The sequence below is a fragment of the Actibacterium sp. MT2.3-13A genome, assembly GCF_018139985.1.
GTDB lineage: Bacteria > Pseudomonadota > Alphaproteobacteria > Rhodobacterales > Rhodobacteraceae > JAGSOU01.
The window spans coordinates 1-12,742 of sequence record NZ_JAGSOU010000005.1 but is presented as its reverse complement, the minus strand read 5'-3'; the positions used below and the strand labels follow the sequence as shown (position 1 = coordinate 12,742).

Annotated in this window: 12 protein-coding genes and 1 tRNA gene; 9 read left to right on the top strand and 4 right to left on the bottom strand. The window is 63.5% G+C overall.

Annotation, left to right across the window (positions count from 1 at the left end; genetic code table 11):
• Positions 1-4: 4 nt before the first annotated feature.
• Positions 5-220 carry a hypothetical protein gene (locus KCI33_RS06070; RefSeq protein WP_212523877.1) on the bottom strand — a complete coding sequence of 72 codons (216 nt, stop codon included), beginning with the start codon at positions 218-220 and terminating at the stop codon, positions 5-7.
• Between the two features lie 137 nt (positions 221-357).
• Between KCI33_RS06070 and KCI33_RS06065 the strand changes: the two genes are divergently transcribed.
• Positions 358-618 (top strand): DUF2312 domain-containing protein, encoded by a 261-nt coding sequence (locus tag KCI33_RS06065; protein ID WP_212523876.1) that lies wholly within the window; start codon positions 358-360, stop codon positions 616-618.
• Between the two features lie 19 nt (positions 619-637).
• Here KCI33_RS06065 and KCI33_RS06060 read toward each other — a convergent pair whose 3' ends face one another.
• On the bottom strand, positions 638-1,513 hold the full coding sequence (locus KCI33_RS06060) for a hypothetical protein (RefSeq protein WP_212523875.1): 876 nt from the start codon (positions 1,511-1,513) through the stop codon (positions 638-640).
• Positions 1,514-1,601: 88 nt separating this feature from the next.
• On the opposite strand from KCI33_RS06060, the gene KCI33_RS06055 reads away from it, so the two are divergent.
• The 4 genes from KCI33_RS06055 to KCI33_RS06040 all read left to right on the top strand — a co-directional run bounded on the left by KCI33_RS06055 (position 1,602) and on the right by KCI33_RS06040 (position 4,941).
• Positions 1,602-3,263: an iron ABC transporter permease gene (locus KCI33_RS06055; protein ID WP_212523874.1), complete on the top strand. Its 1,662-nt coding sequence runs from the start codon at positions 1,602-1,604 to the stop codon at positions 3,261-3,263.
• A 50-nt stretch (positions 3,264-3,313) separates the two neighbouring features.
• Positions 3,314-3,389, top strand: a tRNA-Thr gene (locus KCI33_RS06050).
• A gap of 61 nt (positions 3,390-3,450) precedes the next feature.
• A complete protein-coding gene (locus tag KCI33_RS17875) occupies positions 3,451-4,041 on the top strand; it encodes a hypothetical protein (RefSeq protein WP_249138944.1) in 591 nt (196 codons plus the stop codon).
• Positions 4,042-4,503: 462 nt separating this feature from the next.
• Entirely contained in the window at positions 4,504-4,941 is a 438-nt protein-coding gene (locus KCI33_RS06040; protein WP_212523873.1) for a hypothetical protein, read from the top strand.
• 5 nt (positions 4,942-4,946) lie between these two features.
• On the opposite strand, the gene KCI33_RS06035 is transcribed toward KCI33_RS06040, so the two are convergent.
• Complete coding sequence (locus tag KCI33_RS06035; protein WP_212523872.1) at positions 4,947-5,204, bottom strand: hypothetical protein; 258 nt, start codon at positions 5,202-5,204, stop codon at positions 4,947-4,949.
• A gap of 542 nt (positions 5,205-5,746) precedes the next feature.
• Here KCI33_RS06035 and KCI33_RS06030 point away from each other — a divergent pair.
• Both KCI33_RS06030 and KCI33_RS06025 read left to right on the top strand, forming a co-directional pair.
• Entirely contained in the window at positions 5,747-7,966 is a 2,220-nt protein-coding gene (locus KCI33_RS06030) for a hypothetical protein (RefSeq protein ID WP_212523871.1), read from the top strand.
• Positions 7,967-8,529: 563 nt separating this feature from the next.
• Positions 8,530-9,651, top strand: a complete 1,122-nt coding sequence (locus tag KCI33_RS06025; protein ID WP_212523870.1) for an NAD(P)/FAD-dependent oxidoreductase — start codon at positions 8,530-8,532, stop codon at positions 9,649-9,651.
• Positions 9,652-9,691: 40 nt separating this feature from the next.
• On the opposite strand, the gene KCI33_RS06020 is transcribed toward KCI33_RS06025, so the two are convergent.
• Positions 9,692-9,916, bottom strand: a complete 225-nt coding sequence (locus KCI33_RS06020; protein WP_212523869.1) for a hypothetical protein — start codon at positions 9,914-9,916, stop codon at positions 9,692-9,694.
• 360 nt (positions 9,917-10,276) lie between these two features.
• Here KCI33_RS06020 and KCI33_RS06015 point away from each other — a divergent pair, with 360 nt between their 5' ends.
• Complete coding sequence (locus KCI33_RS06015) at positions 10,277-10,633, top strand: hypothetical protein (RefSeq protein ID WP_212523868.1); 357 nt, start codon at positions 10,277-10,279, stop codon at positions 10,631-10,633.
• A 106-nt stretch (positions 10,634-10,739) separates the two neighbouring features.
• Positions 10,740-12,179: a tetratricopeptide repeat protein gene (locus KCI33_RS06010; RefSeq protein WP_212523867.1), complete on the top strand. Its 1,440-nt coding sequence runs from the start codon at positions 10,740-10,742 to the stop codon at positions 12,177-12,179.
• The last annotated feature ends 563 nt before the right edge of the window (positions 12,180-12,742 follow it).

The window sequence follows — 12,742 nt, the reverse complement described above, 5'->3', positions numbered from 1 at the left end:
GCCCTCAGGCCAGGATGATGCCGACCACCACCAGCATCAGTCCGAAGGCCGAGACGAACAGCGCGCCCATGTTCAGCGCGACGATGCCTTTCAGCCGGGCGCGCATCGCGTCGTCGGAAAGCCCCGCGCGTTTCGCCCTGGCCGCCAGCCAGATGCACCAGGCGAGCCCCGCCAGCCCCACCAGCGACACCGCCGCCCCGGCCCAGATCAGCAATTCCATCCTGCGTCCCCCTCAGTGGCCTTCCGCGTTTCGCTGCGGCCTAGTCGATCGGCGCCACCCGCGCAAGGGCGGGGCTTGCGGCAGGGGCGGGGGGGCGGTATCCGATGGAAAGAAAATCAAGACACCAGAGGCAGACCATGGACGAAACTGTGACCGACGCCACCTACCGCGTGACCGCCGACGAACTGCGCCAGTTCATCGAACGCTGGGAGCGGCTGGAGGCCGAGAAGAAGGATATCGCCGACCAGCAGAAGGAGGTGATGGCCGAGGCCAAGGGCCGCGGCTATGACACCAAGGTCATGCGCAAGGTCATTTCCCTGCGCAAGCGCGACAAGGACGACATCGCCGAGGAAGAGGCGGTGCTGGAGATGTACAAGGAAGCGCTGGGCATGGTCTGAGCGCCGGGGCCGGGCGCGCTCAGGGCGTGATGAAACGCACGCCCTCCATGCGCTCGATCTCGAAGAGATCCTCCTCGTAGGCCTCGGTCATCTCCTCGACCAGTTCCTCGGTCCAGCCGGGCAGGTCGAGTTCGATCTCGATCTCCTCCTCGAGCGCGTATTTGTCGAGGAAGGCCGCCACCACCCGCCGCCGCTGAAGCTCGTTCAGCGGCGGGTGGCCCGCCAGGTAGTCCTGCATCCGCGCCAGGCCCTGAGGGCTCATGATCGAGGCCAGGAAATCGTCGCTGCCCTCGAGCTCGGTCAGCGGGTCGTGGTCGGCCAGCGCGCGCAGCACCTCGGTCCAGATCAGCGGCGTGTCCTCGTTGCACCACACCGTGAGCGTCGCGCCTGGGGTGGCGTTGCGGATGCGCGCGACCATCTCCGACCAGCACAGCGACAGTGGGTCGATTCCGGCGACGAAGCCGGCGAAATCGCTCTCCCCGCTGCGCGCGAACAGCGCCGGGATGAAGGTGGCGGGGTTGCGGATGCCGATGTGGAACTCGCAGCCGGCCTGCGGAAACAGCCGGGCCAGCGCCGCGGTCTTTTCGCCGGCCTCGTGGTAGAAGAGGTTCATGTCCAGCGCCCGCGCCGGGGCGGCGAGGAAGGTCTCCTGCGAGAACACCAGCCGCGCGGCATGGTCCTCGTCCATCACCGCATCGAGCAGCATCTCCTGCATCTCGGCCGACGCGGGGTTGCCGTTGAGCCCGCGCAGGGCCTCGCGAAGAGGCTTGCGGTAGCGCCCGGGGCTTGGCACCACGATGCCCTGCTGCGCCAGCGTTCCCCTGTTCTTCAGGAGGCACTTCAGCAGCCGGTCTTCATCCGTGCAATGGACCCCGAGATGATAGACGACCTGCATGGCGCCCCGCATTTTGTTTGTTGATTGGTGGCACCTTGTTACACGAGCTATTCTGGACAGCACAACGGCTTTCCTGTAAGAACCGCCCATGGTCGAGCAAAACACTCAAGTAAACGCCGCCGCGCGCCGCCGCCTCGCCGTCGATCCCTGGTCGGCGGGGGCGGTCGTGATCGCCGTACTGGTGCTGATGCCGATCGCGGCGGTGGTCTGGATGGCGCTGAACCCGGCCGACAATATCTGGCCGCACCTGATCCGTACCACGCTGCCCCGCTACCTGGCCAACAGCGGGGTGCTGATGGCTTCGGTCGCGGTTCTGACCGCGGCGATGGGCACGGGCGCGGCCTGGCTGATCACCATGTACCGCTTTCCACTGTCGCGCTGGCTGGAGTGGCTGCTGCTGCTGCCGCTGGCAATCCCGGCCTATGTGGGGGCCTATGCGCTGGTCGATTTCCTGGAATACGCCGGCCCCGTCCAGACCGGCCTGCGCGAGGTCTTCGGCTGGACCAGCGCGCGCGACTACTGGTTCCCCGAGATCCGCTCCAAGGGGGCGGCGGTGGTGGTGCTGTCGATGGCGCTCTATCCTTACGTCTACCTGCTGACCCGCGCCGCCTTCCGCGAGCAGTCGGGCTGCTCCTACGAGGTGGCGCGCGCGCTGGGCTCGGGGCCGGTGTCGCTGTTCCTTCGGGTGGGGCTGCCGCTGGCGCGCCCTGCCATCGCCGCCGCCACCGCCATCGTGATGATGGAAACGGTGAGCGATTTCGGCGTGGTCGAATATTTCGCGGTGCAGACGCTGACCACCGGCATCTTCGCCGTCTGGCTGGAGGGCGGCAACGCCGGCGGCGCGGCGCAGATCGCCAGCGTGATCCTGGTGCTGGTGCTGGCGCTGATGGCGCTGGAAAAAGCCTCGCGCAGGCGGCTGCGCTTTCACGCGCTGGCGCGCCACCACCGGCCCATCGCGCCGATCGCGCTGCGCGGCCTGCCCGCACTGGCGGCCACAGTGGCCTGCGCGCTGCCCTTTGGGCTGGGATTCGTGCTGCCGGTGGGGGTGATCGCCGACCACGCGCTGGCGGCGGGGGACGGGTGGCTCGATCCCGGGCTGCTGCTGGCGCTGGGCAACACCGTCACCGTGGGCGGGCTGGCCGCGGTGCTGACCGTGGCCGCGGCGCTGTTCCTGGTCTACGGCGTGCGCCTGACCGGCCGCGCCCTGCCCAAGATGCTGCTGCCGGTCACGACCATCGGCTATGCCGCGCCGGGGGCGGTGCTGGGCATCGGCCTGCTGGTGCCGATGGCCGCGGCAGATCACGCGCTGGCGGACGCGGCCGAGCGGGTGCTGGGCCTCGACATCGGGCTGGTGCTGACCGGCTCGGCGGTTGCGATCGTCTACGCCTATGCAGTGCGCTTCTTCGCCATCGCCCAGGGCGCGGCGGATGCGGCGATGGGGCGGATCCGGCCCAGCCTGCCCATGGCCGCGCGCTCTCTCGGGCGCACGGCGCGGGGCACGCTGGCGGCGGTCTACCTGCCGCTGATCCGCGGCTCGGTCGGCACGGCGCTGTTGCTGGTCTTCGTCGACAGCGTGAAGGAGCTGCCGGCCACGCTGCTGCTGCGGCCGTTCAACTTCAACACGCTGGCCACGCGGGTCTACGAAAAGGCGTCGCTGGAGAATCTGGGCGACGCGGCCCCGGCGGCGCTGCTGGTGATCGGGGTGGGCTTGCTGGCCGTGCTGCTGCTGGCGCGCTCCAGCCGGGCCTGACCGACAGGCCCCTTGCGCGGGGGGCAACGGACGGCTACATCCGGGCCAGTGCCCCTATAGCTCAGCTGGTAGAGCATCTGATTTGTAATCAGAGGGTCGGGAGTTCGAGTCTCTCTGGGGGCACCACTTTAAAATCCGATCCCTCCAAGAACTTTAACGCCTTGAAGGGAAAGGTGGTTTCTCCGGTTTGAACACCCGTTTTCCGGCTGACGACAAGCGGGGCGGAAAATACCAGTCGAAGCACGGTTTTCTTGGTCTCAAGGTCACCGTTTTCCCAGATTTCATAGGGGTTTGCGAGAAAGCGCATCGAGTGTTCGAACATTTCGTCGAACGAATGCTCGGGGGTGGCGATTCTGGCCGCTTCCTCCTCGATGAGGGCCTTCTCTTGCTCCAGTTCAGAGATGCGGTTCTCGTAGGCAGAGATCGCCTTTTCGTTGCCGGTTTGAACAAGACGCTTGAGCAAATTGTGAATGTCACGGTCAATCTGGCGAGCCTTCGTCTTGAGCCGTTTGGTTTCAGACGATGCGGAATTGCTCCGATCGTCCCACGCATCCCTGAACATGCGTTCCGCGAGTTCGAACGTGGTTTGAGCTGGCACCAACGATTTCAGGTGGTTGCCGAACTGCGTTTCCAGCTTGTCGCGCGGGATGGATTTTCCCTTCTCGGAGCAGCCCCGATATTGGCACAGGTAGTAGGGATACTTCTTGCCGGTGCGGCTCTTTGCCCAACAAGCGGTGAGCCGATGACCACAGGTCTCGCAGATGAGAAAGCCACGTAGGGGGAAATCCTTGTTGATGTCCTTCCGTGCGGGGGCCACGCTCCGCTCCCTGAGGCGGTCCTGAATGACCTGGTGGGTCGCGTAGCTGATCAGGGGGTCATGCTGTGCCTTGGTCAGCGGGATGTCCCATTTCGGGAACTGCAAATACCCAGCGTAGAGGGTATTGGTGAGCAGCCGTTTCACCTTGTCGAAATGGACTTCGGTGCCCTTGTAGCTCTTGGGAATTTCGGGCTTGGATTCTAGAAAGCGTTTCACCTCCACTTGCGTCTGAAAGCGACCGGCCGCGTAACCTTCCAGCGCCTCCTTGACGATGCTCGCCAGAGGTTCGTCGGGGACAAGCCGCTTCCCGCCGCCCGAAGCCTTCTCGTAGCGATAGCCAATCGGGGCGTGAAACACCCAGTAGCCGTTCTGCAGGCGGGCAACGGTCCTGCGGTGCGACTGCTCCGCGTTCTTGAGGCGGTCATGTTCCGCAATAGCTGCCATGATCGTCTCGATGAAGCGGCTCCCAGCGTCTTCGCCGAATTTCTGGTTCGGGCTTTCGATCTTCGCGCCGCTGGCGGTGATCTTGTCCCGAAGCGTGGCATGTGTGGACACGTCACGCGCGAAGCGGGAGATGTCGTCGACGACGACGACGCAGTCTGTCGTGTGTGCTTGCCGGAGATAGGCGAGCAGGGCGTTCATCCCCGGGCGCTCGGCATAGCGCCCCGAGATGACATCGGTGAAGACTTCCACGACCTCGTAGTTCTTACGCTCCGCGTATTCGCGGCAGCTTCGCTCCTGACTGGTAAGGCCGGATCCGTCGCTGGTCTGCTTGGACGAGGAAACCCGCGCATAGATGATGCACTTTTTCTTGGGAAGGGTATCGGGGGATTTGACGATCATTACTTTACCTTTCATTGAGGGTGTCAGGCGGCTTTGCGCTGGAATTCTTCGGCGATAGCGATCAGGCGGCGGTTGTCGTTAGCGACGCGCGTGGCGTAGTGCGCCGCCGATGCGCCGAACCCGAGATCGACAAAGGCCGAGACAATGATCCCTAGTGCCTCGGTGAACTCAGCGTTCTCCTGTGCGATCCGTTCCGGGGCGGAAAAGAGATCATCGGCCCAGCCGGAAGCCTCCGGTGGCGCCTGATCAGGTCTAAGGTTCTTCGAACCATGATTGTGCATGTTCAAACCCTCCTTGCAGTTTGGATTGACGGGGTATGGATGACGCCCTGCATTAATTTCTGATGCAAGCGAGGACTTCATGTAAAGCATTGTTTTGGTTAGAATAAATTGCGCACAGCAGATTGGAAAATGTCACATTCAGGTTTCTCGGCTCCAAGGAATCCAAGCAGTTGGCAGGGCCAGAGTCCGCATGGTTGGGAAATGTCACAATTTCGGTTTTGCGCTGGCTAGGCGGAAGTCAGCTTGGCAAGCCAAGTGTCAATTTTACTTACACGAATCGCTGCTTCGGAAGAGGGCTGACGGGTGCGATCAAATCCTTCGGAGGCGGCGAACCTGATCTGGAGCAGGCTAGGATAGGTATTGCCTGCCTAGGCACGAATTCACTGATCGAATGGCTGGAGCGAAAAATCTCGCCGCAACAGTGTTGTAAGTTACCTCATCATCCCCATAGATTCCCCCTTAAGTGGATCGCTTTGATCGTGGGTCGCGCGAATAGGAGGCGACTGCGATACTGAACCCAAGAATTTTTGAGGAAGCAGTTTATGACCAACCCTTTGGGAACACGTTCGTCAGAAGATGTCCTTCTCGAACTGCGAGAAACCTGCCAAACAATTCGTGCACTCATAAGACGGAATTCGCCACAAGCGCTTATTGGTTACTTCTGGGCGCAAGTGCTCCTGTCCTTGATTTCCAGGCACGCGCCGGACAAAGACCGTCATGATTTGCCAAGTGTTTCCCAACAAGAGAATTCAATTCTGTTTGCGATGGAATATGTCCACGCAACAATTTCCGTCGACGGCGTGCCCAATGAACCTGAAGAGTTCGACGAGGCTGTGGGACAGGAGATCATTCGCCTATCAGATCAGGCGCTGAAGCTTTGCTTCCAGTATGAGATTACAGCAACGGTACCAGAAAATGCGGCTTTGAAGATCGAAGACCGGCGATTGGCCTTTCAGATTCTTAGCAACTGGGTGATGATACGTGGTCGGCGCTATCAAGTTCTCGAAGAAGAGTTTTTTTCCTACACATTGGCCCCACACGACGAGGCAATCCAAGCCACTTACGGCATAACCTCGAATGATCTGGCAAGACAAATTCAGAAGATCGCAGATGCTCCACGAGTTGGTTTTGACGACGCACGGTGTCGCATGATTGAACTCATGAAAGAGGTCGGTGTCGATGAGAGCATGACGCCCGAGGAGATTGAGACTGCCGTAGAAAAAAACAAGAGCGCGTCGCCCGAGACTTCTGGTGAGGCAGCCAGCGTCTTCGATGACATGTTCAATGGTGGCCTTTTCAATTTGAGCAAGCACAGCGACTTACCCGACGCGTTGCTTGCAGATCTAGCATTCAATCCCGGCGAGAACACCGAGTTCGATGATGGATCGGAAATCTCTGGAACACCGTTTAAGACACTTCCTGCAAGAGTAAAGCCGCTGGTCAAGCTGGACTCTGGCTATTTCTGCACCGAACCCAATTTCATAAGGGACGCATCTTATCGCTCCCTCCAACGTGCACTGATCTGTCGTGATCCTGAATATCGAGAGGAGTGGAACAAGCGGCAAAAGCGCATGTCAGAAGATGCGTTCGCAGATTTGATGTCAGGCCATCTTAGGGGCGCGAAGGTATACAAAGATGTCTACTATCCAATCGGTGTAAAGCAATGGGCGGAAACCGATTGTGTAATTCTACTGGGCGATGTGCTCATAAACGTTGAGGCCAAGGCCGGGGCCGAGGCCCTGGCTCCTCCAGCCGAAAGTTTGAAAAACCACATTCGGACAGTCGAGAAGCTGGTCCGAGGCGCCTATAAGCAGACCAAACGCTTCGTGGATTACCTCTACTCTCGCCCCGAAGCGCCGCTGTACGAACTGTTGCCGGACGGCAAGTATCGAGAGATCGCTAGAGTAAAAGCGACCGAACTACGCAAAATCTTTCCCGTTGGCTTGACGGTGGAAGCTTTTACGCCGTTCTCCGCCTCCATCAAGGAAAGTGCTGACGTGTCAGCAATCCAAGGACAACACGATTTCATTTCGCTCTCAATCGACGATCTCATGGTCATACGTCGAATACTTAGGGGAACTGGCGAGTTCCTACATTATCTAGATGTTCGACAGGGCTTGGCCGCTATGCAGAACGTGATGCTTTTTGATGAGATGGACCATTTGGGTGCGTACATCTCCCAGAACCGCGCCGACCAACGACTGAAGGAATTAATTGATGAGCACGGGGTCGATTTCGCTTGGGTGGATGGAATGGACCGGGATGTGATCGGACCTTACTTCTCAGATCCGGATTGGCCCAACGCGACAATTCCTGCACAAGAATACCCAGCGAAGACTCTTGATCTCTTGAAAGCTTTGGAGAGGGAAAACGGCGAGTTCTGGCTGGCTGGTGACGCGTTTATACGCGACCTCTCTGGAGAAGGGCGAGCGCAGTTCGCGGACAAATTCGCCATCGTTTTCCAAAACCTGAGGGCCAAACCGGTCACGTTTTTTGCGATCCAGGGAGACGAAGTCGCAGTCTTTGGTCTGATGCGCTTCGACATTCCAGAACTCCGCGATTTGATTGCGCGGAAGGCTGAGGCCCTGTCGCTAGCGTTCGGGGTGGATCGGTTGCGTCTTTTCGAACTTGCGGTGAAGCCGAACCAATCGATTGCATCAGCCAGGATGCGTTGGGTAACAAAGCCATCACTTCTGCGTATTGATTACTCGGACTTGCAGGCGGAGGCAGAGCGGCTGAGATCAAAGATGAAGCCATTTTGAAGCCTCTACACTCGTTCTTGGATCATATCCCTTCCGAGCGTGCGAAGTTGCTTCCTCCATCTTGATAGCTCTGAAAAAAGAGAGTTCGAAGTTTCTCCCTTCAGGTGCACCAGCGATACCTTATTTTTCCGGAATGCGTCCCACGCCTGAGCGCTCTGCCCCTCCCGCGCTCCGAAAGCGTTCTTGTCGGATGGTCCGTTTCGTCTGACGCAAGGCGCAGACAGGGGCGAATATCGCGTGCGCTTCGGGGCCGTTTCCGAAGCGTTGCGCGGCGAGGTCAATAGGTGAGCCCAGGCGCAAGGGGCGCGCTCCGACGGTGACGGGCTGGCCGGGGCCGTGGGGCGTTTCCGCGCGCAACGGCCGGCAAACCGCGGTGTTCGGCGATCGGCGGCGTTGCCGCGCGGGCGCGCCTGCGCGAACGCATGTCTTGCGCGCGCATCTCTTTCCGAAGCAGTGTCTGTGCAGATGGCGGGAGAGGCGCGCGCGCCCTGTTCCCGTTCCGGGCCAAGGGCGGGCTGCCCGGGCGTGCGCGGGCAGGGCGAACTGAGGAAAGGGCCAATTCCATGGAAACCCATGATGTCGATACGGTGATCGCGGGCGCGGGGGTCATCGGAATTGCGATCGCGCGCGCGCTGGCCCTGGCCGGGCGCGAGGTGCTGCTGCTCGAAAAGAACGGCGGCATCGGCGAGGAGACCAGCGCGCGCAATTCCGAGGTCATCCATGCCGGCATCTATTACGAGTCGGGCTCGCTGAAGGCGCGGCACTGCGTCCGGGGCAGGGCCCTGCTCTATTCGTTTTGCCGGGACCGCGGCGTGCCTCACCGGCGCTGTGGCAAGCTGATCGTAGCGGGCGACGCGGACGAGGCGCAGAGGCTTTCCGGCATCGCCGCCAGGGCCCGCGCCAACGGTGTCGACGACCTGGAGTTCGTCGAGGGAAAAGACCTGAGGGCGCTGGAGCCGGCGCTCGCCGCGGTGGCCGCGCTGCAGTCCCCCTCCACAGGGATCGTGGACAGCCATGCCTTAATGCTCGCGCTCCTGGGGGAGGCGGAGGCCCACGGGGCGCAGACCGTGACGCGCGCCCCTGTCGAGGGCGGCGCGGTGGAGCCCGCCGGGACGATCCGGCTCGACATCGGCGGCGAAGAGCCGATGCGCCTGCGCGCGCGGTCCTTTGTCAATGCCGCGGGCCTGTGGGCGCCGGCGCTGGCGCGGCGCATCGAGGGCCTGCCGCCGGCGCCGGACCTGGTGCTGGTAAAGGGGAACTATTTCCTGATGTCCCGCAAGGCGCCGTTTTCCCGGCTGATCTACCCCGTGCCCCGCGACGGCGGCCTTGGCATCCACCTCACGCTCGATCTCGCGGGGCGCGCGCGGTTCGGCCCCGACACCGAATGGCTCGCCGAAAGCGATCCGGCCGGCATCGACTATTCCGTGGATGCGACCCGGCGCGGCGCGTTCGCCGAGGCCATCCGCCGCTACTGGCCCGAGGTTCGGGACGGCGATCTCGATCCCGGTTACGCGGGCGTCCGTCCCAAACTCGCCGGCGGGCTGTATCCCGATTTCCGCATCGAGGGGCCGGAGACCCACGGGCTTGGCCCGCATGTCTTCCTCTATGGGATCGAGTCGCCCGGCCTCACCTCGTCCCTGTCCATCGCCGAGGACGTCGCCGAGAGGCTGACCCGCAGCCGATAGGCCGGCGCCCGAGGCGACGACCGCGCCGGGGCGGGCGGGGTCAATCGCGCACCGCCACCATCGGATAGGGCGCCGACATGGCGTTGGACACCGCGGTGTAGCTCATCGCGAAGCGCAACTCGTCGCCGGCCCCCAGCCGCAACTGGTTGATCCCCGGCGGGATGTCGCCCCGCTGCATCGACAGGATGGAGGCGCTGTTGCCGCCCGACAGGATGTCGAGCGGGCGCCGCGTGCGCGCCTCGATCGGCGCGGCCAGGGCGACCAAGGTGCCGAGGTTCTCGCGCGTGGGCAGCAGCCCGGTGTGGCAGGCGAAATTGGTGCCGACCCGCAGGGTCTCGGCGGTCGCGCCGGTTAGCCCGGCGGCCCTCAGCGCCGCCGCGAGGCCGGTGATTTGGATCAGGGATTTTTGTGTTCATCTGTCTCCGTGTTGGTGTTCGGTAAATCGCAGGCCGCCCGATGGCAAACCGCTTTGCGCTCCGGGATCGACACAGTTCTGCCTGTCCCGCACGGGGCGCGGGATTCGATTTCTTGCATCATTCTCTGCGGGATTGTTTTGCCTTGTCCCCGGGGGGCAACGTATGCTGGCTGGACGGGCGTCATCAGCGCAAAACCGTTATTTCCATTCATGAGAGAAACCAATGCAAAGCCTGCCGCGCGAACCTCGCGCCGCCGGTTTCCAAGCCTCAAGGCGCCGTGCGCCTTTGAGGCGGTCGCGCATCCCAACCTGGTCTTCGACGACCAGCACAGGATCATCGGGGCGGCGCGATCGGGTTTGGGCGTGGCGCTGGTGGACCGGGCGCTGATCCATCAGGACGTGGGGCGCGAGCGCAGCGCCATCGTTTCGGAGAACCATATCGAGCCGCGCGCCTGCTACCGGCTGGCCTGCGCCGAAACCAGCATCGCCGCGCAGTCCCATGTCGACCTGTTCCGCAAATGGCTGGTCCGGGAGATCGCCGCGATCCACCGCGTTGTCGGCCTGTGACTCTGCCGCGCCGCGCGCCGGTTTCGTCTTTTGTTGATGTCGGGGCCAATCCACAGGATAGTGACGGCGTTTCATCGTTTCGCCATCAGGATTGGGAGGCGGCAATTTGACCGGGCTTGTATCGACCGGAACGCGCATTCTTCTGGGCGCTTTTCTCATCAATTTCGCCGTCGCCTCGACGGCTCTCGCGCAGGATCTCGATCTGGACGCGCTCAGATCGGGGGCCCAGACGGGGGACGCGAAGGCGCAACGCACCCTGGGTGAGGCGCTGGTATACGGCATCGGCGGGGCCGAGCAGGACCAGGCCGCGGGGCTGCGTCTGCTGGAGCAGGCCGCGGCGGGCGGCGACATCCGCGCCAAGGCCAGCCTCGGGAAGATTCTGCTCGACGGTTATTATGTCCCGGCGGACCCGGAACGGGCGGTGCCGCTTCTGGAAGAGGCCGTCGCGGCCGGCAATGCGCGCGCGCAGGCGGCGCTGGGGGGCGCCTTGCTGTGGGGCGAGCACCTCGAGGCCGATCCGGCGCGCGCGCGGGTGCTGCTGGGCCAGGCCGCCCAGAGCGGCGACACCGAGGCCCTGCGCGTGCTCGGCGAGCAGCTGGTGGGGGCCTGGGTTTTCGACCGCGACGTCGAGACCGGTCTGCCGATGCTGGAGCAGGCCGTGGCCAAGGGCGACGCCAAGGCGAAGGTCGCGCTGGGCTCGTTCCTGCTCTACGGCACCGGGATGAGCCCGGACCCGGCGCGCGCGCTGGCTCTGTTCGAGGAGGCGGCGGAGGCCGGCAACGGCCAGGGGCTGGAACGCTACGGTGCCCAGCTGATGTGGAGCGTCCGCAACCGCATCGCGGCGGAGGAGTATCTGCGCCGCGCCGGGGAACTGGGGCGCGGCTCGGCCTGGACCACGCTGGCCGAAGGGGCGATGTATGGCTACCTGGCGGGACGGTCGCGGGCCAAGTTCGACGGCTACGCCGAGAAGGCGCGCGCGGCGGGCGAAGAGCGGATCGCGGTGCTGGAGGCGATCCGGCGGATGTGGGGCATCAGCATGCGCGCCAGCGGCCCCGGCACGATCGAAATTCTCGAACAGGCGGCGGAGGCGGGCAACACCGCGGCCCTGAAATACCTCATCGCCCTGGTCCGCGACGGCAACCACCTGAACATCCGCAAGGAGCCGGATCGGGCGCAAGCCTATCTCGAACGCTTCTCCGAACTGCTGACGCCAGTCGAGGTCGCGCAGCTCGCCCTGACCATCGAGGCGGCCAGGTTCCGGGTCGCATCGGCCTACCCGGCGATGGCGGCGGAATACGACAGCCACCCCGAACTGAAGTCGAAATGGTTCGGAGAGCAGCTCTTCGCCGCGAACGAGAATTTCGCGGTCTATCTGCTGCAGGCCGATCTGGCGCGCCGGGGCCTCTATGCCGGACCGGTCGATGGCTATGCCAACTGGCCGACGCTGCGCGCCCTGTGGCGGGAGTGCATGACCCTCAGCGACAACGCGCGCTGCGCCGACGGCGCCCTGCAGCGCGACGTCATCGGCGCGCTTCTGGCGCGTTGAGCGGGGGCGGCGGGGCACGCCGATGGTGGCCACGACCCGCCAGCTGCGCCCGCCGCCGCGGCTTGATTTTGCTGTCCCTCCGATCCGGGACCTGATCGCCGTCCGCGGCCGGGCGAAGGCGGGCGGATTGGCGGGGGTCAAGATACCGCCCGTAACGACATCGCCTTCGGCCAAAACCGTGCCGACGACATCCCGGCGTGCGAGGTGCCGCGCGACGGCTACGGCCCTGCACCGTCCGCCTGGCGCCGCCGCCGGTGGAATCGGCGGGGGGCGATACCTATATACTTGGCACCGGGGGCCTCCGGGACCGCGGCGCGCTGCGGCAGCGGCTCAATCGCGGTGGCATCCGGCACTGGATGAACGCGCGGGGCGGCGCGTTCCGGTCCAGGGGGGCAAACGGCCTTCGCAGCCTTGGAAGGCCTTGAAAATAAGGGGGTGCGGCGGCTTTTTCGGATTTCTGTCACGAAAACCGAAAAAAGCGCTTGCGACTCTCTTCGTCGAACCGTAAATACGCCTTCACCGGCGGCGCTGAGGCGCGGCTGGGGCGCCAGACGGGCGGTTGG